The sequence below is a fragment of the Roseateles subflavus genome, from assembly GCF_030285365.1.
GTDB classification, from domain to species: domain Bacteria; phylum Pseudomonadota; class Gammaproteobacteria; order Burkholderiales; family Burkholderiaceae_C; genus Roseateles_B; species Roseateles_B subflavus.
Map to the genome: position 1 here is coordinate 1 of NZ_JASVDS010000006.1, position 25,888 is coordinate 25,888.

The following is a 25,888-nucleotide window of genomic DNA, read 5'->3' on the forward strand; positions in this document are numbered from 1 at the left end:
CGCCCTTGGCGTTCAGTTCGTCGATGGCCATGCGCGCGCCCAACTCATTGTCCTTGCCCAGGTGGGCAATGCCGCCGCTCGTGGGACCCACGTGGCCGATCTTCACGACCAGGTCCTGAGCCATCGCGGTACCGCCCAGCATCAGGGCGACAGCACCCACAACCACATTCAACTTGACTTGCATGAATAACCTCCGAGTTGGAAGAAGGAGAGCTTTATGTTGTCGATTGCTCAACGGCGCAGACCATACTCCAAATCCGAGGCCGCCTCCATGGGGAAAGCGTGGAAAACCGCGAGGACCCGATGCACGTTGTGGGCCCCGCAACAGACCTTTCGGCGGGCACAGACCGGGCACGCGCGAGCGCGCCCCAGCACCCGGCAGCGCTGCGCTGTTCGGGTGCGGGCAGCCCCGTCACGGGGCTCGCCATGGGAGCGCGAGGCGCCTTCGCGTCAGGCCAGGGGTCGGCCGTCCGACGCGCCCAGGGACTCCGCGCCGAGCGCCTCCATCACATGCAGATGCAAGCTGGGCTTGAGCGACTCGATGAGCGACTCCGACAGCTGCGGTGACAGGCGGATCAGCGTCTCGACCAGCGCACTGGGCAGCTCGTCGCGCAGCAGCCGGTCCAGGGCTTCCTGGATGATGGCCTGCAGCCGCTCCTCGCTGACGCCGGGCAGGTGGACGCCGGTCTGGCGAACGGCCAGCGTGCCGGGGTCCAAAGGCGGCGGGAGCGTGGCCTCGGTCGGCGCGGCCGGCGGGGCGGCGACCACGTGCACCGGCGGCGTGATGGCGTCCGGCGCAGGCGTGGCGACCACGGCCGGTGCGGTGTCTGTGGCGATGCGTGCCGGCGGGGGCTCGGCGGGCACCCCCACCTCGGGCTCCTCGGCCTCGGCCCATCGCTCAGGCAGCGGCAGGGATGCCGGCTCGGCCACGGCCGGCGGCGCGGCGCGCAGGAAGGCCGGGATGTCCGGGAGGTCCGTGAATGCGCCGGGCGGCTGGACGGACTCGACGAACTCCTCATGCACCTGCTCCACCGCCGGCGGCTCGAGGTCGAGCGGGGTCAGCGGTGACAGGTCAAGGACAAGCTCCGGCAGATCCGGCGACGGTGCCAGCGGAGGCAGCGGCGCGGCGGGATCGTCGGCCCCGGCGGCAGTGGACAGGTCCGGCGGCACGGCGGCGCCGTCGGCGGTCAGCGGACGCAGGCTGGCACTCGCCAGGACCGGCGATGACGGCAGCGTCGGGTAGACGTCCAGCACCTGCGTCGACACGTCGGGCGCCTGCACGGGCGCGACGTCGATGGAGAGGTCGATGAAGGGCGCATCATCCGGCGGCGCCAGCGGATCACGCGGGCGCACCAGCTGCCACGGCGTCATGACGTCGCTCTCGCCATGCCCCGCGGTGTCGTCGGCAGGCGCGGGCTCGTCGCCCCAGTCGAGGCTGATGGGGACGAGCTCGTCGTGCATGGGGCGGCGGTCCTGCCCGCCCGGCGGGTTCAGCCCGCCGACCGGACGACCCAGGCGCTGCTCATCCAGCACCTCCGTCAGGGTGGGCACCACGCGGGTGCCGTTCGAACTCATGCATTGACCTCGTGATGCTTGATGTCGAGGCCCATCTCGCGATAGGCCTTGTAGCGGCGTCGCCCGGCCTGCACCTGTTCCGGCTCGCTGGAGAGCACCTCCAGCACCCGGTCCAGCGAGGCCACGTCCGCCATGAAGTCAGCCCCCAGGTTGAGGACGGTCCGGCAGTGCGGGGCGGCGTCCTGCCGCTCCGCCAGCACGAGCGGCGTGGCCCGCAGCAGGCCGGCGTCGACGCCCTCGCGCGCCAGCACGTGCGGGATGAAGTCGGTCGGGTCCTGCGTCCACAGGGCGGCATCGAGCCGCGCCAGCAGCGACGCCGGCCCCAGCACCAGGACCTGCGCCCCGCTGCCATAGGCCTTGCGCAGCAGCCGCGTCGCGAAGTGCAGGCGGTCCGAGACGCCGGTGTAGAAGGTGACCTCAACCGCCATGCGGCCTCCGGCATGAACACCTCAGCACGTGTGCATTCCCGAACGGCCGACGCGCGATCACTTGGCGTGGGACAGCACGAAGTGCGTCAGCAGGCCCACGGGACGGCCGGTGCCGCCCTTGGCCGCGCCGCTCTTCCAGGCGGTGCCCGCGATGTCCAGGTGGCCCCAGCGGTACTTGCTGGTGAAGCGCTTCAGGAACAGGGCCGCCGTGATGGAACCGCCGGCACGCGAACCGACGTTCGCCACGTCGGCGAAGTTGCTCTTGAGGCCCTCTTCGTACTCTTCGTCGAGGGGCATGCGCCAGCAGGGATCCAGGGCCTGCTCGCCGGCGGCCGTCAGTGCCGCGGCCAGGGCATCGTCGCTCGCGTACATGCCGCTGCGCACGCCGCCCAGGGCGATCACGCAGGCGCCGGTCAGCGTGGCCACGTCCACCACCACCGCCGGCTTGAAACGCTCGGCGTAGGTCAGGGCATCGCACAGGATCAGACGGCCTTCGGCGTCGGTGTTCAGCACCTCGATGGTCTGGCCGGCCATGGACGTGATGACGTCACCCGGCTTCAGTGCCTTGCCGCTGGGCATGTTCTCGCAGGAGGGGATCAGCACGACGAGGTTCAGCTTGGGCTTGAGCTCGGCCACGGCACGCAGGGTGCCCAGCACGCCGGCGGCGCCGCCCATGTCGAACTTCATCTCGTCCATCTCGGCACCCGGCTTCAGCGAGATGCCGCCCGAGTCGAAGGTCAGGCCCTTGCCGACCAGCACCACCGGAGCCTGCGTCTTGGGAGCGCCCTCGTACTTGGCGACGATGAACTTCAGCGGCTCGTCCGAACCCTGGGCGACGGCCAGGAAGGAGCCCATGCCCAGCTTCTCGACGGCCTTGCGGTCCAGGATCTCGACCTTGATGCCATGGCTCTTGGCCAGGGCCTTGGCCTGCTCGGCCAGGAAGGTCGGCGTGGCGTAGTTGCCCGGGCGATTGCCGCACTCCTTGGCCAGCTCGACGCCGGCGGCGATGGCCTGGCCGCGGTCCAGACCCAGCTTGACGGCCTTGGCGGCGGCCTTGTCGGCCAGCAGCGTGAGCTTGCTCAGCGCCGAGGCGGCCGGGGCGCTGGGCTTGGTGTGGCGGTAGGTGTAGACGGCATCGGCAGCGGCCAGGGCGGTCTGCTCGGCCAGGGCTTCATCCAGGCCGTCGAAGCCCACGTAGATCACGGCGGCGTGGGCTGCGTTGCGGGCCTTGACGAGGCCCAGCGCGGCAGCCACGGCGGCCTTGGCGCTCTTGGGGCTGGCCGGGCCGGCCGCAGCCAGCACCAGGCGGGCGCTCTTCACGCCGGGGGCGCGCTGCACCAGCAGGGTCTTGCCGGCCTTGAGCTCGAAGTCGCCGAGCTTGATGGCGTCCTTGGCCGCGTCGGCCACGGCCTTGTCCAGCTTCGCCGGGAGGGCTTCGCCGGCGATCACGACGATCAGGGCGTCGGCATTGATGCCGGCCAGGGTGTCCAGGGACGCAGACTGAGTACGGAAGTCCATAATGCGGTGCAATTAGTAAAGTGCTCGGATGTTATTCGATTCCACCCTGAGGAAGGATCTGGCGCGCAGCTTCGGCGTGACCGTGATCGTCATCCTGACTGTCGTGCTCACGTATCTGCTGATCCGCACCCTGGGCCAGGCGGCCGGGGGCAGCGTGGCGCCGCAGGACGTGCTGCTGCTGCTCGGCTACACGAGCCTGGGCTACCTCTCCATCATCTTCGCGCTGGCGCTGTTCATCGCCATCGTGGCCTGCCTGGGCCGCATGTACCGCGAGTCGGAGATGACGATCTGGTTCGCCAGCGGCGTCGGGCTGTCGCGCTTCGTGAAGCCCGTGCTGCGCATGACCGCGCCCGTGCTGCTGGCCGTGGCGCTGCTGCAGCTGGTGGTGTGGCCCTGGGGCAACCAGAACAGCGAGCAGCTGCGCGAGCGCTACGAGAAGCGCTCGGACCTCTCCCGTGTCGCGCCGGGCCAGTTCCAGACCTCGCGTGACGGCAGCCGCGTGTTCTTCATCGACCGTGACAGCAAGGACGGCAGCGTCGGCCGCAACGTCTTCATCCTCACGGAGCAGAAGGCGCAGGAGTCCGTGACCACCGCGCACCGCGGGCAGATCGAGTTCCAGGGCAACGACCGTTTCCTGACGCTCTCGCAGGGCCAGCGCAACGAGATCGACAAGGACAGCGGCGACAAGACCCTCTCCCGCTTCGAGCACTACCGGGTGCTGATGGACACGCAGGTCGAGCGCACCGACGCCGAGCTGCCGCCCAAGGCCACGTCCAGCCTCGACCTGCTGCGCAAGCCCACGCCGCGCAACCTTGGCGAGCTCACCTGGCGTGTGGGCCTGGCCCTCGGGGCGATGAACCTCGTGCTGCTGGGCATCGGCCTCTCGGCCAGCAACCCGCGCCGCGCCAGCAACTGGAACCTGCTGGTGGCCCTGCTGAGCTTCATCATCTACTACAACCTCATCAACCTGACCCAGACCTGGGTGGCCAACGAACGCACCACGCTGCCGCGCGCCCTCCTCGCACTGCACGGCTCGGCCTTCGTGCTGGCGATGCTGCTGCTCTGGTGGCGTGACAACAGCAACCGCTTCTGCCTGGCTCGCGGGCCGCGGCGAGCCCCGGGTGACACCGGCAAGCCGGGGGCCTGCGCATGAAGACCGTCCGACGCCTGCTCTACCGGGACATCGTCACCGCGGTGATCTTCGTCGCCGTGGCCTTCCTTTCGCTCTTCTTCTTCATCGGCTTCATCGAGGAACTCGACCGTGCCAACCGGCGCGGCGGCGGGGCCGTGCTGGCCAGCCTGCTCGCGCTGCTGGAGATGCCGTCCCACTTCTACGAGATCTTCCCGATCGCCGTGCTGATCGGCAGCATCTTCTCGCTCGCCCGCATGGCGCAGTCCAGCGAGTTCACGATCCTGCGCACCGGCGGCCTCGGCCCGGGGCGGGCCCTGGGGCTGCTGGCCGTGCTTGCCGCCGTCTTCGGCGCCCTGACCTTCGTGGTGGGCGACTACGTGGCGCCATGGGCCGAGAAGCAGGCCGAGGTGCTGCGCCGCGACCCGCGCGAAGTCGCCGCCAGCGGCGCACCCGGCGTCTGGCTCAAGGACCGCCAGACCGCGGCGGACGGCGAGCGCAGCTTCTCGATCAACGTCAAGTCGGCCTCGGTGAGCGGCGAGCTCGGCGGCGTGCGGCTGTTCGAGTTCGATGCCCAGGGGCGGCTGCTGAGCCGCACGGAGGCCCGCCGTGCGCAGGTCGACAAGGACGGCCTGTGGCGCCTCTATGACGTCGAGCGCAGCCAATGGACGACCGCCGAGGCCGGCCAGCGCGCCCGCGTCTGGGAGAGTCACCTCGATGAATGGGAGTGGCATGGCGGCCTGAGCTCCAACGTGGTCAGCGCGGCCGTGCTGCCGCCCTGGTCGATGTCGACGCTGGAGCTGTACCGCTACACGCAGCATCTCTCGGCCCAGGAACAGTCGGCGCAGCAGTACGACATCCAGTTCTGGCGCAAGGCGCTGTATCCGCTCGCCTGCTTCGTGATGGTCGCGCTCGCCCTGCCCTTCGCCTATCTGCATGGCCGTGCCGGCGGCATCAGCCTGAAGGTCTTCGGCGGCATCATGGGCGGGATCAGCTTCGTGCTGCTCAACAACCTGGCCGGCCATCTGGGCCTGCTCAAGCAATGGTCGCCCTGGGCCGTGGCCTCCGCGCCCAGCCTGCTCTACCTCTGCATCTCGCTGGCTGCCTTCGGCTGGCTGGTGCGCTACCGCTGATTCGGATCACGCATGGACGGACTGCTTCTCTTCGCCCACGGTGCCCGCGACCCCCGCTGGGCCGGCCCCTTCGAGGCCGTGGCCCGCCGCATCGCGCAGCAGCGCCCGGGGCAGCCCGTGGCCCTGGCCTTTCTCGAGTTCATGCAGCCGGACTTCGCCACCGCCGCGGCCGGGCTGATCGCCCAGGGCTGCCTGCGCATCCACGTCGTGCCCATGTTCCTGGGCAGCGGCGGCCATGTGCAGCGGGACCTGCCGGTGCTCGTGGAGCAGCAGCGCGCGCTGCACGAAGGCCGCGTCGAATGGACGCTGCAGGCGCCGCTCGGCGAGCAGCCCCGCATCATCGAGGCCATGGCCGAGGCCTGCCTCGCCCCGCTCGCCACGCCATCCGGCAAGACCTGACCCCGGAGCCCCCGCATGAACCTGCACCAGTTCAAGTTCGTCCAGGAGGCAGTGCGCCGCAATCTCAACCTCACCGAGACCGCCAAGGCGCTCTATACCTCGCAGCCAGGGGTCTCGAAGGCGATCCTGGAGCTCGAGGAGGAGCTGGGCGTGGACATCTTCTCGCGCCACGGCAAGCGCCTGCGCCGCGTGACGGAGCCCGGGCTGCAGGTGCTCAAGTCCATCGAGATCATCATGCGCGAGGTGAACAACCTCAAGCGCATCGGCGAGGAGTACTCCAAGCAGGATGCCGGCAAGTTCAGCATCGCGACCACGCACACGCAGGCGCGCTACGTACTGCCCGCGCCCGTGGCGCAGTTGCGCCGGCAGTTCCCGCAGGTCCAGGTGAGCCTGCACCAGGGCAATCCGGAGCAGGTGGCCCGCATGCTGCTGGACGAGACCGCCGACCTCGGGCTCGCGACGGAGTCGCTGGCGGAGTTCGAGGACCTCGTCACCCTGCCCTGCTACGAATGGCAGCACGTGCTGGTGGTCCCGGCCCAACACCCGCTGGCCACCGTGGAGCGCCCGAGCCTCGAGCAGCTCGCGCAGGAACCGCTGATCTCCTACCACCCGAGCTTCACCGGCCGCACCCGCATCGACAAGGCTTTCGCCGCGCGTCGGCTGCAGCCGGACATCGTGCTGGAGGCCATCGACTCCGACGTCATCAAGACCTATGTGCGACTGGGCATGGGCGTGGGCATCGTGGCGGAGATGGCCGTGCGGGACGACCCGCCCGGCGGGGATCTCGTCGCCCGGCCGCTCGGCCATGTCTTCGGCTTCAACACCGCGCGCATCGCCTTCAAGCGCGGCGCCTTCCTGCGCAACTACGTCTACGCCTTCGCGGAGCTGCTCTCCGACCGCCTGAACCGCAACCTGCTGCAGCGGGCACTCAGCGGCGAAGCCAGCGACTACGACCTCTGACAGCGCCGTTCACGACACGGCCTCCTGCCCCTGCCCCCCTGCCATGACCCCAACGCCCGAGATCCGTTCCCGCCTGCCTCACGTCGGCACCACCATCTTCAGCACCATGTCGGCACTCGCGCAGCAGCACGGCGCCGTCAACCTCGGCCAGGGCTTTCCCGACTTCGACTGCGACCCGGCCCTCGTCGAGGCCGTTCACCAGGCCATGAAGGCGGGCCACAACCAGTACCCGCTGATGACGGGCGTGCCGGCGCTGCGCCAGGGCATTGCCGCCAAGATGGAGGCGCTCTACGGCCGGCGCTACGATGCCGATCGCGAGATCACGGTGACGGCGGGCGCCACACAGGCGCTGCTCAGCACGCTGCTGGCCATCGTGCATCCGGGCGACGAAGTCATCGTGCTGGAGCCCTGCTACGACGCCTACGGCCCCGAGATCGAGCTGGCGGGCGGCACCGTCGTGTGTGTGAAGCTGCTGCCCGACACCTACCGCCCCGACCTCCCCGCCATTGCCGCCGCGATCACGCCCCGCACCCGGGCCCTGGTGATCAACACGCCGCACAACCCCAGCGGCCGCATCTGGCCGGCCGAGGACCTGCAGGCGCTGTCGGACCTGCTGGCGCCGACCTCCGTGCTGGTGATCAGTGACGAGGTCTACGAGCACATGGTCTTCGATGGCCGGCAGCACGAGAGCGCGGCCCGCTTCCCGGGCCTCGCGGCGCGCAGCTTCGTGATCAGCAGCTTTGGCAAGACCTACCACGTCACCGGCTGGAAGGTCGGCTACGTCGCCGCACCGGCGGCGCTGATGGCGGAGTTCCGCAAGGTGCACCAGTTCAACGTCTTCACGGTGAACACGCCCGTGCAGCACGGGCTGGCGGCCTATCTCCAGGACCCGCGCCCCTACCGCGACCTGCCCGCCTTCTATCAGCGCAAGCGCGACCTGTTCCGCGAGGGGCTGGCCGGCTCCCGGCTGCGGCTGCTGCCCTGCGAGGGCACCTACTTCCAGTGCGTGGACTACAGCGCACTGGGCGAGCCCTCGGGCCTGGCGCCCGATGAGTTCTGCCGCTGGCTGACCCGGGAGATCGGCGTGGCGGCGATCCCGCTGTCGGCCTTCTATGCGGAACCCGGCGACGACCGCCTCATCCGCTTCTGCTTCGCCAAGCAGGACGAGACGCTGCGCTCAGCCCTCGAGAAGCTGTGCCGCCTCTGAGCGCGCCTCGCCGCCGGCCTCCCTGACAACGCCGGGCGCCGGCCCGGCTGCCGCGTTCAGCGCTTGGCGCCTCCGGAAAGGTCCAGGTCCAGGTCGACCGGCCCCGGCATCGGCGACGGGCCGCCGCCGGGCCGCTGCCACGGCATGGTCGCCATCATGGACGTCGGGCTGCCGGACTGGCCGCCGTCCAGAGGCAGGAACAGGTCGATGTCGGCCCCGCGCACCTCGTGCTCGGAGATGTCGCGGGCCACGGCATAGAGCATCAGGATGTCCCGGTAGGCCGCAAGGTCGAAGGCCCTGCCGTCCGGGTCGCCGTGGGCCAGCAGCGTCTGGATCAGCTGCATGGTCATGGCCGCATCGCGCCAGCTCTGGATGATCAGCTCCGAGGCCTGCGCATAGGCCAGCAGGCCCTCGCCGGCGGCGATGTCGTCGCTCCACACGGGGGCCTGCGCATGGAAGCGCTCGCCGAATTCGCGGGCCACGCGCTCGAAGCCGGCCTGGTCCCCATGGCGCTGCAGGATCTCCAGCAGCTTCAGGTGCGGCAAGGCGGTGTGCCGGCCGGTCTCGTGCAGGCGCTGCGACAGCAGGTCGACCGCGGCCTCGTGCTGCCCCAGCACCATGAAGAAGTCCACCTGCTGTTCCAGGTCGATGAGCTCCTCTACGCTCACACCCTCAGCGGCAGCGCGCTCCGGCAGTGCCTGGAGCGGCTGCAGCCCGGTGTCGGACTGCGGCATGTCGAGGAGCTGCAGGCTCACGGCGTCGTCCGACACCGGCACGGTGTCAGGGGCATCGTCGGTCGGGGGCAGGTTGCTGTTCAGGAAGTCCTGGCCCGCATCGGCATCGAGGTGGATGTCCACCTGCGTGGCGCGCGGGGCCGGTGCGGTCTGCGGCTCGTCTGGCTCGTCAGGCGAGGGCCACGTCTCCGGCGGCACCACCAGCGGCGCGTTGGTGCTGGGCGTCGTGCGCCCGGGGCGACGGTCCTCGGCGTCGGACAGCTGGGCCCACCACGCCTCCTGCGAGGCCCGGCGCAGCCGCTGCAGTTGCAGGAAGAGCCAGCCGCAGGCGACGGCCAGCAGCAGGCTGATCCCGGCCAGCATCAGCAGCCAGTTGCGGTCAGCGGCCTGCGGCTGGCGAAGCTGGGACGACAGCTGCCGGAGCGCTTCCTTGACCTCACGGCTCTCGGCGCGCACGCGGGCGAGCTCGGCCTCCAGTTGCGTCACACGTTCCTGGGCGGCCGTGGCCGCCGCCGACGCCGGGGATGAGGCCGGCTCCGTGGCCGTGAGCGGCGCAGCGCTCAGCACCTCCGGCGCCTCCAGCTGCAGCCGCGCGGCGGGACGCTGCGCCGGCAGGGGCGCGGCAGCCCCTTGGCGCTCCGCCTTCGCAAGCGTGGCCGACTCGGCGCCGGTGTTCTCATGGGGCTTGTTCGCCCGAGGCGGCCGGACGGCCTTGGTCGTCCTGGGCGCGGGCGCCGCTGCCGCGCTCGCAGGCAGGCCCGGCAGGGCCACCGGCAACTCGGGCGAGGGGCTGGCCGGCGTGCTGGCGGGCGCGGCACGCCCCGCCGCGAGCAGCTCGCTGGCTCGCGATCCCGGGGTGGCCAGCGCCGCCCGCATGGCCGGCGAATACAGCTGCTCGCCTTCCGGCACGGCCGGCAGCGTGTCCGCGCGGCCCGGCGAGGCTGGCGGATCGATCAGGGCGGTGAACTGCCGCGTGAAGCGCGTCGGGCAGCCCAGGCTGAGGTTGATGGTCACGAGCGGCTCGTCGATCGGCGAGAGGCTGTACACCCGCACCGCGCTGATCTCCCCTTCGGTGCGCCCCTGGAGGTGCACCTGGACCTGGTCGGCCGGCAGTCGGTTCTCGCCGGCCACCACCACCACCTTCACGCAATCCGGACTGAAACTCTCCCCCGGCTGCAGCTGCAAGGGGAACACCAGCCGCAGCGGCTGGAACAGGGCGGAGTGGGTCTGGGGCGGGCCCACCGTCAGGGCCCGGGCAGGCAGCGCGGCGACCCACACCACCGCGAGGGCTGTCGACAGGCGGAGGGCCAGCGCCGAGGGCCGTGGCAGCACGGTCGGGCGGGCAGCAAGCGCGGGCGTCGGTGTTCGGGCCATGCGGGATGTAAGTACTTTGCAACAGACTCTAGCACCAGCCACCCGCCGGCCAAACACTGAATTGCCGCGCTAGCACCGTGTTTCTGCGACGCCGCACGCGCACCGGGCGCTTCGTGGACAATGGGCCGCCCAGCGCCCGGTCCACGCCGTCGTCACGTCGTACCGGCCCCTGTCGCAGCCGTGACAAAGCATGAGTAGCACTGTTCTTACAATTTCCGAACGCAGCAATATCGAGTCGGGTTCGTGGTTTTCCAAGCTGTCCCTGCCCCTTCGCAACGACATCCTCGCAAGGGCGGTGGTGAAGCGGGTCCCGGACGGCACCATGCTGTCGTGCCGGGGCGAGCCCGCCGAGGAATGGGTGGGCGTGGCCAAGGGCGCCGTGCGCATCAGCTCGGTATCGCTCGCCGGCAAGCAGGTCTCGCTCACCTACGTGGAGCCCGGCACCTGGTTCGGCGACATCTCCCTCTTCGACGGCCTGCCGCGCACGCACGATGCGGCGGCGCACGGCGAGACCACGCTGCTGGTGGTGCGCAAGCCCGACTTCAAGGAGCTGCTGCAGCGCCACACCGAGCTCTACGAGGCCCTGCTGCGACTGAACTGCCGGCGCCTGCGCCTGATGTTCGACGTGGTCGAGGACCTCAACACCCGCCCGCTGGCCGCACGCCTGGCCAAGCAGATCCTGCTCCTGGCCCGCTCGTACGGCATCTCGCAGGGCGAGGAGATCCGCATCGGCCTGCAGCTGGCCCAGGAAGACCTGGCGCAGCTGCTCGGGGCCTCGCGCCAGCGCGTCAACCAGGAGCTCAAGGGCTTCGAGCGGGACGGCGCCGTGCGTGTGGAGCCCACCCGGCTCGTGGTGCTCAACAAGGACAAGCTTCTCGCCATCGCGGGGCGCTGACCGGGGACGGAGGGTCAGGTCTTGCCCGAGCCGCCGGCCGACGGCTCCCGCATCACCTCAATCATCACCCTCTGGAGTCCCATGGACGCATTCACCGGCACCCGCCCTCCCTCGCAGGCCATTGACGCCCAGCGCCTGTCCGCCTGGGCTCAGGCCCATGTGCCCGGCTTCGCCGGCCCGCTGCAGATCGAGCAGTTCAAGGGGGGACAGTCCAATCCCACCTACAAGCTGAACACGCCCTCCACGACCTACGTGATGCGGTCCAAGCCGGCGCCGGTGGCCAAGCTGCTGCCCTCGGCGCACGCCATCGAGCGCGAGTTCCGCGTCATGCAGGCGCTGGGGCAGACGGACGTGCCGGTGCCGCGCATGCTGGCGCTGTGCGAGGACGAGTCCGTCATCGGGCGCGCCTTCTACCTGATGGAGTTCATCGAGGGACGCGTGCTGTGGGACCAGAGCCTGCCCGGCATGAGCCCCGCCGAGCGCGGCGCGATCTACGACGAGATGAACCGCGTCATCGCCGCCCTGCACCGCGTGCGCCCCGAGGCCGTCGGTCTGGCGGACTACGGCAAGCCGGGCAGCTACTTCGAGCGCCAGATCGGCCGCTGGAGCAAGCAGTACCTCGCCACGGTCACGCAGCCCATCGAGGCCATGGACGCGCTGATCGAATGGCTGCCGGCCCATGTGCCGGAGGCGGCCCGCTCGGATGCCGAGGTGTCGATCGTGCACGGCGACTTCCGCCTGGACAACCTCGTCTTCCACCCGACCGAGCCGCGCGTGCTGGCCATCCTGGACTGGGAGCTGTCGACGCTCGGCCACCCGCTGGCCGACTTCAGCTACCACTGCATGTCCTGGCACATCCGCAAGGCCGGGGCCGCCAACGGGCTGGCCGGGCTGGACCTCGCCGCGCTGGGCATTCCCGCCGAGGGCGACTACATCCGCCGCTACTGCGAGCGCACGGGTCGCACGGACGTCGCGGCCGTCGAGCGGGACTGGAACTTCTACATGGCCTACAACCTCTTCCGCATCGGCGCCATCTTGCAGGGCATCGCCAAGCGCGTGGAAGAAGGCACGGCCTCGAGCGAGCGCGCGCGGGAGGCCGGCGCCGGCGCCCGCCCGATGGCCGAGCTGGCCTGGCAGTTCGCCCAGAAAGCGGACTGAGCCGCCCCGGTGGCCGCGCCACAGCGGCCGCCGGGCACGACGCGGACGCGCAGCGCGCCCGACGCGCTATTGCGAATCAGGCTCCTGCAGCGTGCCGTGCATCGTGGTGCTGGAGGGCACGCTGGGCCAGGGGCTGGAATCCCCGAGTGCCTGGCTCACCCGCTCGGCCGCTTCCACCGCGATCTCGCAGAGCTTGAAGAGCGCCTGCACATCGCCCACGCGGGGTTCCTCCATCGCGGTCCGCAGATAGAGGTTGCCCCGCATGCTCATCAGCACGAAGGGCCGGCCCGGGGTGACGAGGTCCTGGGAGATGCGCACCAGCGCCTCGCTGAGCCGTCCCTCGATCCACACATGGAGCAGCTCCCGGGCCACGCCCAGCACGCCGAACTGGGCGCGGACGATGCGGGAGCTCATCTGGGTCAGCTTGGGGAACATCACCAGCCAGCGCATCTCCTCGGGGGTGTCGGTATCGACGCGGGTGCGCAGGGTGTCGGTGTAGGCCTCGAAGACGGCGCCCTCGAGCTGGTCCATCAGCTGCTGCTCGATGACCATCATCTGCAGATCGCCGTGCAGACGGGCCTCGTAGCGGATGCGCAGCTCATGACCGGGAATGTAGGCCCGCTGCGAGCGGCCCCATTCGATCCGCACGGCGCCACCGGCACGGCCGGGCGGCATGTCGATGATGAAGCCGTGCCCCTCCGCCACGATGCGCAACTGGCCGCCCAGCGACTCGACCCAGTCGGCGATGGGCTTCCAGCGCGCGGCGCTTGCTCGAGTCACGAACCAATGTTGAAGCTGTTTGATTACCATGGGCAGGCAGTGTGCATCCAGGAGCACCGCGGTTGCGGCAGACAGGAGAGCGACGATGATCGACGTTTACACATGGGCGACGCCCAACGGCCACAAGGTCCACATCATGCTGGAGGAGTGTGCCCTGCCTTATCGCGTCGTTCCAGTGGATATCGGCAGCGGTGCACAGTTTGAACAACACTTCCTGCAGATCAGCCCCAACAACAAGATCCCGGCCATCGTCGATCCGGACGGGCCGGACGGCCAGCCCATGTCGCTGTTCGAGTCCGGAGCCATCCTGCTGTATCTGGCCGGCAAGACCGGGCGGCTGCTGCCTGCGGACGTCCGCGGCAAGTACGAGGTCCTGCAGTGGCTGATGTTCCAGATGGGCTCGGTGGGCCCGATGCTGGGGCAGGCGCATCACTTCAGGCTCTATGCGCCGGAGAAGCTGCCCTATGCCATCGAGCGCTACACGCGCGAGGCGCAGCGTCTCTACGGCGTCATCAACCGGCGCCTGGCGGCCAGCACCTACCTCGGCGGCAAGGACTACAGCATTGCCGACATCGCGGTCTTTCCCTGGCTGCGTTCCTGGAAGAACCAGGGCATCGAACTGTCGGACTATCCGCACCTCAAGGGCTGGTTCGACGAGATCGCAAAGCGGCCCGCCGTGCAGCGAGGGCTGGAGGTCCTGGCCCAGCAGCGCCAGCCGCTCACCTCGGACAAGGCCCGGGAAGTGCTGTTCGGGCAGACGGCCGCAACGGCACGTCCGGCCAGGCGCTAGCGTCGTCGCCCGGCCGCCCTGCGCGTGAGCGCCGGGCGTGGGAGGCCGGCCCGGCATCGACCGGGCCGCGCTCTGGGAAGGGTCAGGCCTTGATGTCCAGCAGCGCGCCCTCGGCACGCACCTGGCTCTGCAGCACCTTGAGGTTCGCCACGTAGGCGTAGGTGGCCGAACGCTGCTCGACGATTTCCTTCTCCACCTGGACGGACGTCGTCGCGTTGGTGGCCTCGCGCGTGAGGGTGTCGGACTGCTTCTGGTCCTGCCCCTCGACAGACTCGGGGCGCTTGGCCGCCGCCGCGAGATTCTCGGAGCTGGCACGCAGGCGCTCGTTCGCCGCGGACATGCCGGAAAGCGCGGTGCTCAAGCTGATGGCCATGGAAATCTCCGAAAGATGGACTGTGAATGGCCGCCTTATCGACCGATCACGCCGAGACTTTAGCCCTCCGGCCTCAAAAAGACACAGAAATTTCGGCTGCCGGGCCCTGCCGGACCTGCAAATCCGCGAAAGCTGCCGAATTTCACCGCACCCCAGACGCAAGAAAGCCCGCCGGAGCGGGCTTTGCGGACGAAGCTGGGGCCGACGCCTCAGCCCGCCAGCTCTTCGTAGGTGCCCACCGGGACGTAGACGCGGACGCTGTCTCCGCCCGCCGCCTTGGCCTCGGTGCAGGCCAGGGCCCCGGCGCCCAGCACGGCATCGACCGTCTCGAGCGTGGGCTGCAGCTGCACCACGCCGACGGAGGCCTTCACCCGCGTGCGATGCAGGCCCCAGCGCAGCCGGTAGGCCGCCACCGAGGAGCGGACCTTGTCCGCCACGATCTGGGCGTAGTGCTGGTCGCAGTCGGGCAGCAGGATGGCGAAATGATCGGTCTCCAGACGGGCCACGAGGTCGGATGCCCGCACCTTGGTCACCAGCATCTGGCCAAGGCCGTAGAGGAAATGGTCAGCCACCTCGGTGCCCATCCCATGGACGACCTCACTGAACTTGTCGACGTCGACCCACAGCACCGACACCGGCTCGTGGCGGCGGCTGCCCACGTGCTCGGAGAGACGGCGCTCGAACTCGCGGCGGTTGGCGAGCTCGGTCAGCATGTCGTGCTTGGCCGTCCAGGTCGGCTGCATGCGCAGCTGGCGGGCGGCGGTGACGTCCTCGATGATCCAGAGCGCCTCGCCGGCCGGCTGGTCCCAGTGCACGGGCGTGGCCTGCAGGCGGCCCCAGAAGCGCGAACCGTCGCGGCGCACATGCTCGATCTCCTCGTCCAGCGGGCGCCCGGCGCTGAAGGCCGCGCCCATGCGCTCCATCAGTCCCTGGTGGGACAGGTCCGAGACGAAGATGCCCCGCGTGGCCTGACCGCACAGGTCGGTCTCGTCCCCGTGGCCGAAGAGGTGGTTGAACTGCTCGCTGACCACCTGGAACGTGCCGTGATCAATGAAACACAGCGCGCTCGGCGCCCTCACCATCAGGGCCCGCATGCGGGCGGCCGTCGTTTCGGAGCCAGGGGCCTGGGCCTCGTTCGTGGCATGCATCAGCTTCTCCTTGGAGCGACCTGCCCGATCGCGGTCGCGTACCCCTCAGGTGTAACGCTTTTGCCTGGCGCTGAAAAGCCCGAGGAAGCCCAATTCATGAGGACAGTTGCGCTGGCGCAGCCGGACACCATTCACCGGTGCGTGCGGTGGGCGGGCCGCGACGAGACGCTCAACGGCAGGCTTCGGGATCGGGCCGAGGATGCCGATCCCGATCGCCCGGGCTCGCGGGGCCGCCATGGTCCAGCAGGACCCGCCACTGGCCGTCGGCCTCCTTGCGCCACACCGTGTGGAAGCGGGCCACGAGGGCGCCGTCGGGGCCGAACACCGGCCCGCTCGTATGAGCCAGGCGATCCGGCTCGAGCAGCTCCGCCACGTCGGGATACCAGCTGAAGGGCGCCTGCGCCTCGGTATAGAAGCGCCGCCAGTAGGCCTGCACCGCCGCCCTGCCCCGCAGCGGCGCAGGACCGCTGTGAAAGACCGCCTGCTCCGCCACGAAGCGTCCGAAGGCGTCGAGGTCGCGCCGGGCCATCGTGTCCGCAAAGTCACATTCCCGCTGCCAGAGCGTGGCGTCGGCCTGCGGTGGCGGCGCCCCGAGGGCCGGCAACGCGGCGGCGGCCAGCACGAGACAGGCAGGCAAGGGCTGGGAGAGCGTCTTCATTGCAAGGCCTTTCGAAGCGGTCGCAGCCCCGCATCATGCCCGGCCCGGCGTCCCGCGCGCATCGCAGGAAAGTCATGGGCGCGCCACGCTACGCAAACGCGCCACACCGTGCCGACGGGCTCTCGCCCACGTCTGACATCGATGGCCTGCCCGGAGGGACTCGAACCCCCGACCTGCTGCTTAGAAGGCAGCTGCTCTATCCAGTTGAGCTACGGGCAGAAACGTGAACGCCGAGTCTCCCGACTCGGCGTGCATCAGCAGGCTGGAATTGTGCCATGCGGGGCCGGCACTGCCGCCGACCCGGTCTTCAGATCAGCACGTTGATGAGCGCGTTGCCAATGCCCATCAGCGCCGCACCGGAGATCAGGCCGGCACAGATGGGCTCGGCGCCCTCGACCCAGCGGCGGAAGCCGGCGCTCTTCGGGTCGGCCTCGTTGCGCTTGTGCATGATCCAGAACAGCAGCGCGCCGATGAACATGCAGATCACCGAATCCGGCGGCAGCACGACGCCCAGGCCGATGGACACGGACGACAGCGGGAAGCGGCCTTTCGTGCGCAGGCGCAGGACCTCGATGACCACGGCCGTCACGGCAGCCACGGCCATGGAGATCAGCGCGGAGGTCGGCAGCTGGCTGATGCCCTTGGCGATCAACTCGGCCACACCCTTCCACTGCAGCGCCGCCGGGAAGGCGAAGCTGTCGCTGACGATGGTGGCCGTGCTGCGCACGCCGTTTGCGTCCGGCGGCAGGAACAGCAGGAAGAACAGCGGCACGGCCGACAGGGTGCCCGCCAGGATGCCGATGATGTGGCCGAGGGCCTGGTGGCGCGGCTTGCCGCCGAGCATGTAGCCGGGCTTGATGTCCGACAGCAGGTTCGAGGCGTTCGACGCGATGTCGGACGTCATCGTGGCCGGCAGCAGGTTCGAGGCGGGATTGCTGCGGTCCAGAGCGCCCACGGTGAACTGCGTGATCTTGGACAGCGCCCCCGTCGGGGTCCACGATGTCAGGGCCATGGCGTTGGCGCAGATCACGGTCAGCACCACGATCAGCGGCAGCGAGATGAAGCCCAGCAGCCAGGGCACGCCGAAGAAGGTGTGCGTCAGCCAGACGCTGACGAAGCCGAGGACGGGCACGCCGACGTAGGAGATCCACAGCGGCAGCTCGATGTCCCGCAGGATGTCCGGGCCCGAGGCCGCAGCTTCGGCCTTGGACTTGCGCTTGAAGAGGCTGGTGAACAGCTCCGGCTTGGCCAGCAGGCCCACCAGCGCCCCGACCACCATCATCGTCACGGCCCACCACAGGGACCACTGGTTGACGATCTCGGCTCGGTTCAGAGGCACGACGGTGCCGTCCAGGCGCACGCGCGGGGCGATGTCGCCGAGCTGGATCATCAGCGGCGCCAGCACGCCGAAGTTCAGCAGCGCGCCGATCAGGCAGCTCGTGGCCACGGCCATGCCCATCAGGCCGCCGACGCCAATCATGGCCATGTCCAGCGTCAGGCGCAGGCCCAGGGTGCGCAACTCGGTGCCGAGAATCTTGGGGATCCAGGCCTCGGCCTTGACGGCCCAGCTGTAGTAGTAGTCGTCCAGGCGCTCATGGAAATGCCAGGGCTCCTTCATGCCGGCCCACTGGTCCATGCGCAGGATCTTGAACTGGATGAGCTTCATCCAGCCATCGCTCACGAGGGCCTGGTAGACGGCGGCAAGACCCGCCACCTTGCCCAGCAGGCGGGCCTTGTAGAGGCCCTCGTCGCCATTGCCGGAATAGAGCGAGTCCAGCACCACGCCGCAGGCGCGGCCCTCGGGGAAGGGCAGCTGGTCCTCGTTGATGAAGCGGCGCTTCATCGGGAATGCCACGAGCACGCCCAGGACGGACACGACGATCAGCCAGACCATCAGCTGCCACCAGGGAATGATGTGCCCGGTGAGCAGCATGTAGGCCGGCAGGCCGGCGATCAGCGGCATGACCGTGTAGCCGGCGGCCGTGGCGATGGACTGCGTGCAGTTGTTCTCCAGCACGCTGAAGTCGCGGGCCAGACCGGAGTTCGCCAGGGACTTGAAGAGCGCGAAGGCCAGGATCACGGAGGTCAAGCCGACGCCGATGCCCACGCCCGTCTTGGCGCCGATGTACAGCGCGGTCGCGGTCAGGATCAGGCCCAGCAGGAAGCCGGTCACTGCCGAGCGCGCCGTCAGCTGCGGCATGTCCTTCTGGTAGACATTGTTGAACCACCAGGCGTCTTTCTCTGCCCGGCTCCAGCTGCGAATCTGATCGTCGCTGAGGTGTTGGATGGCCATGCTGTTCTCGATGTTGGATCGTCGGCGGACCGACGGGCGGCTGGCCGCGCTTGTGGCGCGGCTCCGCAAAGTTGCGCGGATTGTGTCAGCCCCGGTCTGGCGGCAACCAGCGGGTTGTCCAGTAGGGGCGGCCCCGAAAGGCCCGGCCAGCGCAGGCGTCCTGCCCGCGGCGGCCGCCTGCACATGCCGGCGTTCCTTCTCAAAAAGCAAAAAACCGCCGAGGCTGGGGCCAGGGCGGTTCAGGGGCGGGACCCGTCAGGTCCGGCAGGCACTGCGCGGCGGTGCCGTGCAGTACGAACAGCTTCCGCGCGGCGTTGCCGAGCAGTACGAAAAACACCTGCGCGGCGTTGCCGTGCAGCATGAAAAAGATGGTCGGGGCGGCGGGATTCGAACTCGCGACCCTCTGCTCCCAAAGCAGATGCGCTACCAGGCTGCGCTACGCCCCGACGAAGCCTTGCATTCTAACCCGGGATTTGGCGTCCGCCCGGGAAATCGATGATGAGCGCCCTGGCGCCTCAGCCGACGACCTCCACCAGCCGGCCCTGACCCGTGATGAACGCCGTGCGGACGGGCTCGCCGGGCTGCAGCGCCTGCACCGCCGCGCGGTACTGCTGAAGCTGCTGCACATAGTCGTCCTGCCGCTGCGGCGCCTCGTGCAGCTTGTAGTCCAGCACCCACCACTGCGGCACGCCACCAGGCTCGGCCGCCCGCAGCACGAGCCGGTCCAGGCGCAGGTCCTGCCCCTCGTGGCTCACCGGCACTTCGTTGCCCGCCCACAGCAGCGCGCTCGTGTCGAAGAAGGGACTGCACTCGGGGCTGGCGAGGATGGCCCGCACCGCACGGTCCAGGCGCTCGCTGCGCCGGGCGTCCAGGCCGTACATCTGAGCCGCCGCGCCCACCAGCAGCTCGAGCGAGGCGCCCTGCCCCTGCGGCCCGCTGACCCATTCCAGCACCCGGTGCATGGCTTCGCCGAGCGCGGCCATCTCGTCGAGCTCGGCCGTCCGGACCACCAGCTCTGCGGGCTCGTGCCGCCCGCCCGCGGGCGCCGCGCTGGGCGTCTCCTGCGGCGGCAGCACCGGCAGCTCCAGCAGCGTGGGCGTCTCCGCCCCGCCCGCCGGAAGTGGCACTTCGGCCGGCTGCCAGTCCCTCGCGGCATCGCGCAGCCGCTGCCACCAGCTGCTGGCGCTGCCCGCCCGGGCCGACACACTCCGGCTCAGCACCAGCCGCGACTTGGCACGCGTCATGGCCACGTACAGCGCGTTGAGCTCCTCCCGCTGCCGCTCGCCTTGCTCGAATCGCATCAAGGGCTCCAGCGCGGGCGGCGGCGTGCTTTCCGACGCGATGAAGGCCACGCGCCGCGGTGCCGGCAGGTCCACCGGCCAGTCGACGAGCAAGGTGGCGTGGTCCGCGCGGGCCGGGGCCGCATCGCAATCCATCATCACGACGACGCGAGCCTCCAGCCCCTTCGCGCCGTGAACCGTCAGCAGCTGCACGGCATCGGCCTCCGCATGAGCCGGCAGGCTCAGCGCGCGCTGGCGCAGCGCCCGCACGAAACCGTAGACCGTGGCGTAGCGCCCGCCATCGAGGTCCAGCGCCAGGCCGAGCAGGGATTGCAGGGCATGCAGGCGGCTGCGTCGCTCGCTGGGCGGCACGCGGGCGGCCACGCGGGCCAGCAGATCCCCTTCCGACAGCACGCGGTCGAGCAGCTCATGGGGCGTGCTGTGCTGCAGCCGGGCCGACCACGCGCCCAGCAGCAGACGCGCGCGTTGCAGGGCGGGCTCGAGCGAGGCGTCGTCCGCCTGCATCAGCGCCTGCCAGAAACTGGTCTTCTGGCGGGGCGGGTGATCATCGTCGGGCTCGGCCGCCTCCACGCCGGCCTGCAGGCGACGGACCGTGCCGGCCGCCACCGACAGCTGCAGCAGCCCCGCCTCGCTGACGTCGAACAGCGGACTGCGCAAGGCATGCGCCAGGGACAGGTCATGCGCCGGTGACGCGAGGGCATCGAGCAGGGCCAGCAGGTCGCGCACATCCGGCGCGTCCAGCAGCGTCATCTCCTCGGGGGCGACGTGGGCGATGCCGCGGGCCTTGAGTGCCTCGGCCAGCACCCGCAAGGCCTCGCGTCGACGGGCCAGCACGAAGACGTCGCCCGGCTGGAGGCCGCCCTGCGCGAGCAGCTCTGCGAGGGCCCGCGCCACGCGCTCGGCTTCGGCCGCGCGCCGCTGCAGCTCGGGCTCGTGCCGGGCTTGCGCAAGACTGGGGCGCCAGGCGAGCTCGCCCGCCTCGGCCGCGAGGTCCAGCTCAGGCGCGGCGTCGTCAACATCGGCGTCGTCGTCCACAGCGGCCGGGGCATCCAGACACCACACGCCGGCCAGCGCATCGGGCTCGGACGACTCCGTGGTGTGCGGACGGAAGCCCTGGTACTCCCCCAACGCCTGCGCCTGCGACAGGGCCGCATTCACCGCCTCCAGCACCTCGGGCGCATTGCGGCGCGTGTGGTCGCAGGCCAGCACGGCGGCATCGAGGCCGCGCTGCAGAAAGTCGCGCGCCGCGGCAAACACGCGGGGCTCGGCGCGCCGGAAGCGATAGATGCTCTGCTTCGGGTCCCCCACGATGAACACGGACAGCGGCCGCTGCCCGCTCCCGCCGCCGCCGGCCCCGGTGTACGACGACAGCCAGGCATAGAGGGCCTGCCACTGCAGGGGGCTGGTGTCCTGGAACTCGTCGATGAGCAGGTGGCGCAGCTGCGCATCGAGGCGCTCCTGCACCCAGCCGGCGAGCGCGGCGTCGCCGAGCACGGCCAGCGCGCCACGCTCCAGATCGTTCATGTCCACGAGGCCGCGCGTCTGCTTGAGCTGGTCGAAACTGTCGATCAGCACGAGGCTGAGGCGGGACAGCTGCTGATGCAGTGTCTGGGCGGCGAGCTGGTCCAGGCCACGCTGGATCAGCACCACCTCCTCGGCCAATGTGAGCGCCAGCGCGCAGCTGGACAGCGCCTTGACCGGCGTGCCCGCCTTGGTCAGCAGCTTCGAGCGCAGCACCTCGAACAGCGCCGCCCCCGACGCTTGCGCCGTCAGTGCCTGCTCGATGGCGACGGCGGCCTTGCGCATGGTCTCGTTGCGCCCCTGCCCCAGCTCGAGGGCCAGGTCTTGCCACTGCGAGCGCATCGCGTCCACCAGCGCCAGGGGCGTGGCTTCGGCAAAGCGCGCCGAGACCGACGCCGGCCCCTCGACGCTGCTCATCAGCACGCCCTCGGCATCGGCGAGGCGCAGTTCCACGCGCTTGGCAAAGCCGGCCTCGAGCCAGCGCAGCACCTTGCTTCGGCCACAGACGTCGACGAGGCCCTGGTAGTCGGACAGCAACGCCGCATCGGCCAGCACCCGCGCATGGAAGCTGCGCCAGACGTCTGGCATCAGCTCGCTCTCGTCCTCCAGCAGCTGCAGCTCGGGCGCGATGCCCAGGTCCTGCAGCAGCGCCATGGGCGCGGCGCGCAGCAGCTGCGAGAACCACGCATGGAAGGTGCGGATCTCCACCGGCCGCCCGCCCTGCAGGAGCTGCTGCTGCAGGTCTTGCAGCAGCGGCGCGGCGCGTTCGGCGTCGGCCTCGCTCATGCCGCGCTGGCGCAGGGCCAGGCAGCGCCCCTCGTGGGTGGTGCGGGCGAATTCGGCCAGCCATTCCGAGAGGCGCTGGCGCATCTCGCCCGCGGCTTTGCGCGTGAAGGTGATGGCCACGATCTGCTGCGGCTGCACGCCCTCCAGCAGCGCCCTCAGGATGCGGGACACCAGCATCCAGGTCTTGCCCGCGCCCGCGCAGGCCTCGACCACGACACTGCGCCGCGGATCGCAGGCCACGGTGTAGAACTGCTCCCGCGGCACGATCCGGCCGTCGACCGTATAGGCGGCCTGGGCGGCAGCGGCCGCGTGCTGATTCATGTCCTGCGCCGCCATCAAAGGCTTCCTTCCCACCAGTCATCCTTGCGGCACAGGCCGCGCACGGCGCACACCGCGCACGCCCGCCCTTCCCCCAGCGCCGGCAGCGCCTCGCCCGCCTGCACCGCGGCCAGGTCCCGCTCCAGGCCTTCGCGCAGCCGCTCGGCACTCACCTGCACGTCAGGGTGCGGCAGCAGCGGCAGCCCCTTGCTGTCATCGAGCATCAGGTAGGCGGCTTCCAGCGTGATGCCGGACTGCGCCGCCTCGTCGGCGCACAGCAGCGCGTACACCGCCAGCTGGGTGTCCTCCAGCGGACGCTTGAGCTTGTCCCGGAGGGCGTCGGCCGAACCGGTCTTGTAGTCCAGCAGCAGGCGCCGCGTGCCCCCATCGCCGTGTCCATCCCGGCGGTCCAGCCGTCCCTGCAGCACGAGCGCCTGCAGCGCCGGGTGGGGCCACGGCCGGCATTCGCGGGGCTCCTCGCCGCCTTCGTACGTCCATCCCGCGGCCTGGTGATCGGCGAGCCAGGCGAGATAGCGCGGCACCAGGCGCCGGAAGCTGGCGAGATAAGGCAGGAACTCGGCCTCGGACAGTCCCATGCGCTGGCGCTCCTGCTCGGCAGCCTCGGCCAGGGCCTGGGCCGGATCGGCAGGTGGCTGCTCGCGCGCCTGCTCGTGGAAGCGGTGCAGGACGGCATGCAGCCAGTTGCCGTAGTCGCGCTTGTCGAGCTCTTCGCTGAGCTCCTCGTCTTCACGCAGGCCCAGCAGCTGCTGGCCGAAGAACTGGTAAGGGCAGTTGCGCAGGGCCTCGAGCGCGCTGGCGCTGAGCGAGCGCGGCAGCATGCCCGCGGCGCTCGCCTGCGCCCTGTGCGTGGGCTGCGAGGCCAGGATGCGCTGAGGGCGGGGGTCCACCCAGACCGGGATCGCCCCCTGCCCGGCCTGCTCACGTGCGGCCTCCAGTCGCTCCAGCAGCGGGCTGCGGGCCAGCGGCTCACTGCCGGCGCGATCGCAGCGAAGCACCGTCAGCAGCGGCGCGCGCAGCAGCTGCACGAAGCCGGCCGCGAGCTGCAGCCGGCGGCTGTTCTGGTCTGGCAGGCCCAGCTGCCGCGCCAGGGTGTCCGGCAACAGCGCCGGCCCGGCCGGCACGTTGCCCAGCGTCTGCGCATCCGCCCCGGGCAGCACCACGGCGGCAAACGGTCGCAGCATGGCGCGCGCCATCGGGGTGACCAGCACCTGCAGGTCCGCGGGCAGCGTGGGCGTGAACTGCTGCGCCTCCAGCGTCTCGTTGATCCATTGGACAAAGTCGGCGCTGCCCAGCTGCGTGGTCTCCAGCGCGAGCTGGTGCGCAGAGCCGGGCCAGGGCTCGCGTTGCAGCCACAGGGCCTGCAGCAGGGGCTTGCCGGCGGGCAGCTGCTCGATCAGGGCCAGCGCCTCCAGCCGCTCCAGCAGACGGCGGAGCTGCTCCAGCCACTGGGCCAGCGGACGCCGCGCCGCGCCGGCGCGCAGCACGGCCAGCAGCTCCTGGGCGTCCTGCCACAGCGGCGCCGCGGCACCCTTGAGCTGCTCCGCACGGACCGCCCCCGCCTGCACCCAGCCCACACGCCGGCACTGCGCCTCGAGTGCATCGACGGCACTCGCGCCGAGCCGCTCGCGCAGGCGCCTCGCGAGGTCGCTCTTGAGCCACAGCAGCAGGTCATCGACGCTGGCACGCGGCTGGGCCGCCCGCAGCAGGGCCATCAGCTGCGCGGCTTCCGGGGTCGTCGCGAGGGTCCAGCCGGTCTCGTCTCCCAGCCGGACGGACTGCCGCTCCAGCAGCGCCCGCACACGGCGGACGAGGACCCGGTCCTGGGCGATCAGAGCCACGGGCACCTCCTGGCGCCGCAGATGCTCGAGCACCGTGGCCGCCGTGCACTGGGCCAGTGACTCGCGGTCCTCGCAGCGCGCCTCGTGCAGGCGCGCGGGCGGTGGGTCCTGCGCCAGCTGCTCCAGGGTGCGATCGGCATCCAGCAGCAGGCAGGGGATGCCCTCCTCGGCCGCGCGGGCGAGCAGCGCATCGCTCAGGGGGTCCGCGCCACCGGCCCGCAGCAGCACCCAGGCACTGGGGCGCAGGCCGAAGAGCGCATCCGTGGCCGGCACGCGGCTGTCGCTCGCGGCCCATTCCAGCGCCACCAGCGACAGCGCCTGCTCCAGATCCGCCGGCCCGCCCTGCTGCAGCGCGAGCCGGGCGCTGGGCCAGAAGGCGCTCCGCCCCTGCGGCCCCAAGGTCGCGGCATGGCGTGCCAGCGCCTGGGCCAGCTCCACCAGATGCTGGATGGCCAGCTGGTAGGCGCGTGGATCCCGCTGACGCAGCGCCTCCGCCCAGCTCTGCCCGGCCAGCAGCTGGCGGGCGTTGAGCGCGTCGATGGCGGCATCGAAGCTGATCTGCAGGCCCTGGGACAGCGGGGTCGGCCCGAGCGCGGCAGCCAGGCTGTGCGTCGTCTCCATTCGTGGCTGCCACAGGCTGGTGCTGCGCCAGGCCCGGCGCGCGGACGCCAGCTGCTGTGCAAACGGCAGCAGCATGATCGCGTCGCGGCTGGGGACGCCCCTTGCCTGCATCCACGCCGCCACACGAGCGGCCACGGCATCCCAGAAGGGGCGCGCGCCGTCGCCCAGGCTCAGGGGCAGGTGTTGTGTCTCGATCTGTTGTTCTGCAGTCACGCCCTGGCGGCTCCGTCCCGTCGTCGGGCCCCGGCGGGCGCCGAGGCATGGGGCCTTGGACCCCGAAGGTCTCGGGCCCTTGGCTCTTGTGTCAGAATCATTGTGCCCTGAGTCCCGCCCATGGAAGTGCTCCATGACGGCAGTCCTCCCGGACAGCGACTCGGGCCCCGGCTGCATGCAGCCTGTCCAAGGACTCATCCATGAGCAGCGAACTGATCAAACACATCTCCGACGCGTCGTTCGACGCCGATGTCATCCAATCCTCCACGCCCGTGCTGGTGGACTACTGGGCCGAATGGTGCGGCCCCTGCAAGATGATCGCCCCCATCCTGGACGAAGTGGCCAAGGATTACGGCAGCCGCCTGCAGGTCACCAAGATGAATGTGGACGAGAACCGCGAAGTGCCCGCCAAGTTCGGCATCCGCGGCATCCCGACCCTCATGCTCTTCAAGGATGGCCAGCTCGCCGCCACGAAGGTCGGCGCCCTGACCAAGGCCCAGTTGACGTCCTTCCTCGACGCCAACCTATAATCTCCTCACATGCCCGGCCCCACTCGGCCGGGCTTGAATGGCCAACATGCCCCAGCCGGACCGGCTTCGGGGCATGGACTCGGCGCCCAAGCTCCCTTTTTGTCCCTGACTTGTAGTGATGGCCTCCCGTGCGCTGCGCATGGCGGGTCGTGACCCTGTGGATGGCAATGGTGAAGTCAATCCTGAT

21 protein-coding genes, 2 tRNA genes and 1 pseudogene are annotated in these 25,888 nt (G+C 70.2%); 9 read left to right on the plus strand and 15 right to left on the minus strand.

Features of this window, described 5'->3' with window-relative positions; all coding sequences use genetic code 11:
* The 4 genes and pseudogenes from QRD43_RS18410 to QRD43_RS18425 form a co-directional block, all read right to left on the minus strand.
* A pseudogene (locus QRD43_RS18410) lies at window positions 1–184 on the minus strand (branched-chain amino acid ABC transporter substrate-binding protein); the annotation flags it as partial.
* 266 nt (window positions 185–450) lie between these two features.
* Window positions 451–1,575 (minus strand): hypothetical protein, encoded by a 1,125-nt coding sequence (locus QRD43_RS18415; protein WP_285983970.1) that lies wholly within the window; start codon window positions 1,573–1,575, stop codon window positions 451–453.
* Window positions 1,572–2,003 (minus strand): DNA polymerase III subunit chi, encoded by a 432-nt coding sequence (locus QRD43_RS18420; RefSeq protein WP_285983971.1) that lies wholly within the window; start codon window positions 2,001–2,003, stop codon window positions 1,572–1,574. The genes QRD43_RS18415 and QRD43_RS18420 overlap by 4 nt, the downstream gene beginning before the upstream one ends.
* 57 nt (window positions 2,004–2,060) lie before the next feature.
* Entirely contained in the window at window positions 2,061–3,521 is a 1,461-nt protein-coding gene (locus tag QRD43_RS18425) for a leucyl aminopeptidase (RefSeq protein ID WP_285983972.1), read from the minus strand.
* A 28-nt stretch (window positions 3,522–3,549) separates the two neighbouring features.
* Here QRD43_RS18425 and lptF point away from each other — a divergent pair, with 28 nt between their 5' ends.
* Genes lptF through QRD43_RS18450 form a run of 5 tightly spaced genes read left to right on the plus strand, consistent with a single transcriptional unit; the run spans window position 3,550 to window position 8,349 of the window.
* Window positions 3,550–4,674, plus strand: coding sequence for an LPS export ABC transporter permease LptF (lptF, locus tag QRD43_RS18430; protein WP_285983973.1), 1,125 nt, complete (start codon window positions 3,550–3,552; stop codon window positions 4,672–4,674).
* Complete coding sequence (gene lptG / locus QRD43_RS18435; protein WP_285983974.1) at window positions 4,671–5,783, plus strand: LPS export ABC transporter permease LptG; 1,113 nt, start codon at window positions 4,671–4,673, stop codon at window positions 5,781–5,783. The genes lptF and lptG overlap by 4 nt, the downstream gene beginning before the upstream one ends.
* Before the next feature lie 12 nt (window positions 5,784–5,795).
* Window positions 5,796–6,182, plus strand: a complete 387-nt coding sequence (locus tag QRD43_RS18440; RefSeq protein ID WP_285983975.1) for a sirohydrochlorin chelatase — start codon at window positions 5,796–5,798, stop codon at window positions 6,180–6,182.
* A 15-nt stretch (window positions 6,183–6,197) separates the two neighbouring features.
* Window positions 6,198–7,142, plus strand: coding sequence for a CysB family HTH-type transcriptional regulator (locus QRD43_RS18445; protein WP_285983976.1), 945 nt, complete (start codon window positions 6,198–6,200; stop codon window positions 7,140–7,142).
* 43 nt (window positions 7,143–7,185) lie between these two features.
* The gene (locus tag QRD43_RS18450; protein ID WP_285983977.1) at window positions 7,186–8,349 is read left to right on the plus strand and encodes a pyridoxal phosphate-dependent aminotransferase; all 1,164 of its coding nucleotides are present in this window, start codon (window positions 7,186–7,188) and stop codon (window positions 8,347–8,349) included.
* A 56-nt stretch (window positions 8,350–8,405) separates the two neighbouring features.
* Here QRD43_RS18450 and QRD43_RS18455 read toward each other — a convergent pair whose 3' ends face one another.
* Complete coding sequence (locus tag QRD43_RS18455) at window positions 8,406–10,457, minus strand: hypothetical protein (protein ID WP_285983978.1); 2,052 nt, start codon at window positions 10,455–10,457, stop codon at window positions 8,406–8,408.
* A 190-nt stretch (window positions 10,458–10,647) separates the two neighbouring features.
* Here QRD43_RS18455 and QRD43_RS18460 point away from each other — a divergent pair, with 190 nt between their 5' ends.
* Both QRD43_RS18460 and QRD43_RS18465 read left to right on the plus strand, forming a co-directional pair.
* Window positions 10,648–11,352, plus strand: coding sequence for a Crp/Fnr family transcriptional regulator (locus QRD43_RS18460; protein WP_285983979.1), 705 nt, complete (start codon window positions 10,648–10,650; stop codon window positions 11,350–11,352).
* An 81-nt stretch (window positions 11,353–11,433) separates the two neighbouring features.
* Window positions 11,434–12,510 carry a phosphotransferase gene (locus tag QRD43_RS18465; protein WP_285983980.1) on the plus strand — a complete coding sequence of 359 codons (1,077 nt, stop codon included), beginning with the start codon at window positions 11,434–11,436 and terminating at the stop codon, window positions 12,508–12,510.
* A gap of 66 nt (window positions 12,511–12,576) precedes the next feature.
* Here the strand turns inward: QRD43_RS18465 and QRD43_RS18470 are convergent, their stop codons facing one another.
* Window positions 12,577–13,290, minus strand: a complete 714-nt coding sequence (locus QRD43_RS18470) for a hypothetical protein (protein ID WP_285983981.1) — start codon at window positions 13,288–13,290, stop codon at window positions 12,577–12,579.
* Between the two features lie 85 nt (window positions 13,291–13,375).
* On the opposite strand from QRD43_RS18470, the gene QRD43_RS18475 reads away from it, so the two are divergent.
* Window positions 13,376–14,080 carry a glutathione binding-like protein gene (locus tag QRD43_RS18475; protein WP_285983982.1) on the plus strand — a complete coding sequence of 235 codons (705 nt, stop codon included), beginning with the start codon at window positions 13,376–13,378 and terminating at the stop codon, window positions 14,078–14,080.
* Between the two features lie 82 nt (window positions 14,081–14,162).
* Here QRD43_RS18475 and QRD43_RS18480 read toward each other — a convergent pair whose 3' ends face one another.
* The 9 genes from QRD43_RS18480 to QRD43_RS18520 all read right to left on the minus strand — a co-directional run bounded on the left by QRD43_RS18480 (window position 14,163) and on the right by QRD43_RS18520 (window position 25,171).
* Window positions 14,163–14,453 (minus strand): flagellar basal body rod protein, encoded by a 291-nt coding sequence (locus QRD43_RS18480; protein WP_285983983.1) that lies wholly within the window; start codon window positions 14,451–14,453, stop codon window positions 14,163–14,165.
* Between the two features lie 209 nt (window positions 14,454–14,662).
* The gene (locus QRD43_RS18485) at window positions 14,663–15,601 is read right to left on the minus strand and encodes a GGDEF domain-containing protein (RefSeq protein WP_285983984.1); all 939 of its coding nucleotides are present in this window, start codon (window positions 15,599–15,601) and stop codon (window positions 14,663–14,665) included.
* Between the two features lie 169 nt (window positions 15,602–15,770).
* Complete coding sequence (locus QRD43_RS18490; protein WP_285983985.1) at window positions 15,771–16,259, minus strand: YybH family protein; 489 nt, start codon at window positions 16,257–16,259, stop codon at window positions 15,771–15,773.
* A gap of 142 nt (window positions 16,260–16,401) precedes the next feature.
* Window positions 16,402–16,478 (minus strand) — tRNA-Arg (locus QRD43_RS18495).
* An 88-nt stretch (window positions 16,479–16,566) separates the two neighbouring features.
* A complete protein-coding gene (locus tag QRD43_RS18500) occupies window positions 16,567–18,552 on the minus strand; it encodes an OPT family oligopeptide transporter (protein ID WP_285983986.1) in 1,986 nt (661 codons plus the stop codon).
* A 199-nt stretch (window positions 18,553–18,751) separates the two neighbouring features.
* Window positions 18,752–18,913: a hypothetical protein gene (locus tag QRD43_RS18505; protein WP_285983987.1), complete on the minus strand. Its 162-nt coding sequence runs from the start codon at window positions 18,911–18,913 to the stop codon at window positions 18,752–18,754.
* A gap of 8 nt (window positions 18,914–18,921) precedes the next feature.
* Window positions 18,922–18,998 (minus strand) — tRNA-Pro (locus QRD43_RS18510).
* 69 nt (window positions 18,999–19,067) lie between these two features.
* Window positions 19,068–22,481, minus strand: a complete 3,414-nt coding sequence (locus QRD43_RS18515; protein WP_285983988.1) for a UvrD-helicase domain-containing protein — start codon at window positions 22,479–22,481, stop codon at window positions 19,068–19,070.
* A 14-nt stretch (window positions 22,482–22,495) separates the two neighbouring features.
* Window positions 22,496–25,171 carry a PD-(D/E)XK nuclease family protein gene (locus QRD43_RS18520; protein ID WP_285983989.1) on the minus strand — a complete coding sequence of 892 codons (2,676 nt, stop codon included), beginning with the start codon at window positions 25,169–25,171 and terminating at the stop codon, window positions 22,496–22,498.
* A gap of 200 nt (window positions 25,172–25,371) precedes the next feature.
* On the opposite strand from QRD43_RS18520, the gene trxA reads away from it, so the two are divergent.
* Window positions 25,372–25,701: a thioredoxin TrxA gene (gene trxA, locus QRD43_RS18525; RefSeq protein WP_285983990.1), complete on the plus strand. Its 330-nt coding sequence runs from the start codon at window positions 25,372–25,374 to the stop codon at window positions 25,699–25,701.
* The last annotated feature ends 187 nt before the right edge of the window (window positions 25,702–25,888 follow it).

What these genes read in the sequence shown, in the direction of transcription:
- QRD43_RS18415 (WP_285983970.1), bottom strand. Translation starts at nt 1,575, where the DNA reads ATGAGTTCGAACGGCACCCGCGTGGTGCCCACCCTGACGGAGGTGCTG.
- QRD43_RS18420 (WP_285983971.1), bottom strand. Translation starts at nt 2,003, where the DNA reads ATGGCGGTTGAGGTCACCTTCTACACCGGCGTCTCGGACCGCCTGCAC.
- QRD43_RS18425 (WP_285983972.1), bottom strand. Translation starts at nt 3,521, where the DNA reads ATGGACTTCCGTACTCAGTCTGCGTCCCTGGACACCCTGGCCGGCATC.
- lptF (WP_285983973.1), top strand. Translation starts at nt 3,550, where the DNA reads ATGTTATTCGATTCCACCCTGAGGAAGGATCTGGCGCGCAGCTTCGGC.
- lptG (WP_285983974.1), top strand. Translation starts at nt 4,671, where the DNA reads ATGAAGACCGTCCGACGCCTGCTCTACCGGGACATCGTCACCGCGGTG.
- QRD43_RS18440 (WP_285983975.1), top strand. Translation starts at nt 5,796, where the DNA reads ATGGACGGACTGCTTCTCTTCGCCCACGGTGCCCGCGACCCCCGCTGG.
- QRD43_RS18445 (WP_285983976.1), top strand. Translation starts at nt 6,198, where the DNA reads ATGAACCTGCACCAGTTCAAGTTCGTCCAGGAGGCAGTGCGCCGCAAT.
- QRD43_RS18450 (WP_285983977.1), top strand. Translation starts at nt 7,186, where the DNA reads ATGACCCCAACGCCCGAGATCCGTTCCCGCCTGCCTCACGTCGGCACC.
- QRD43_RS18455 (WP_285983978.1), bottom strand. Translation starts at nt 10,457, where the DNA reads ATGGCCCGAACACCGACGCCCGCGCTTGCTGCCCGCCCGACCGTGCTG.
- QRD43_RS18460 (WP_285983979.1), top strand. Translation starts at nt 10,648, where the DNA reads ATGAGTAGCACTGTTCTTACAATTTCCGAACGCAGCAATATCGAGTCG.
- QRD43_RS18465 (WP_285983980.1), top strand. Translation starts at nt 11,434, where the DNA reads ATGGACGCATTCACCGGCACCCGCCCTCCCTCGCAGGCCATTGACGCC.
- QRD43_RS18475 (WP_285983982.1), top strand. Translation starts at nt 13,376, where the DNA reads ATGATCGACGTTTACACATGGGCGACGCCCAACGGCCACAAGGTCCAC.
- QRD43_RS18480 (WP_285983983.1), bottom strand. Translation starts at nt 14,453, where the DNA reads ATGGCCATCAGCTTGAGCACCGCGCTTTCCGGCATGTCCGCGGCGAAC.
- QRD43_RS18485 (WP_285983984.1), bottom strand. Translation starts at nt 15,601, where the DNA reads ATGCATGCCACGAACGAGGCCCAGGCCCCTGGCTCCGAAACGACGGCC.
- QRD43_RS18490 (WP_285983985.1), bottom strand. Translation starts at nt 16,259, where the DNA reads ATGAAGACGCTCTCCCAGCCCTTGCCTGCCTGTCTCGTGCTGGCCGCC.
- QRD43_RS18500 (WP_285983986.1), bottom strand. Translation starts at nt 18,552, where the DNA reads ATGGCCATCCAACACCTCAGCGACGATCAGATTCGCAGCTGGAGCCGG.
- QRD43_RS18505 (WP_285983987.1), bottom strand. Translation starts at nt 18,913, where the DNA reads ATGCTGCACGGCAACGCCGCGCAGGTGTTTTTCGTACTGCTCGGCAAC.
- QRD43_RS18515 (WP_285983988.1), bottom strand. Translation starts at nt 22,481, where the DNA reads ATGAATCAGCACGCGGCCGCTGCCGCCCAGGCCGCCTATACGGTCGAC.
- trxA (WP_285983990.1), top strand. Translation starts at nt 25,372, where the DNA reads ATGAGCAGCGAACTGATCAAACACATCTCCGACGCGTCGTTCGACGCC.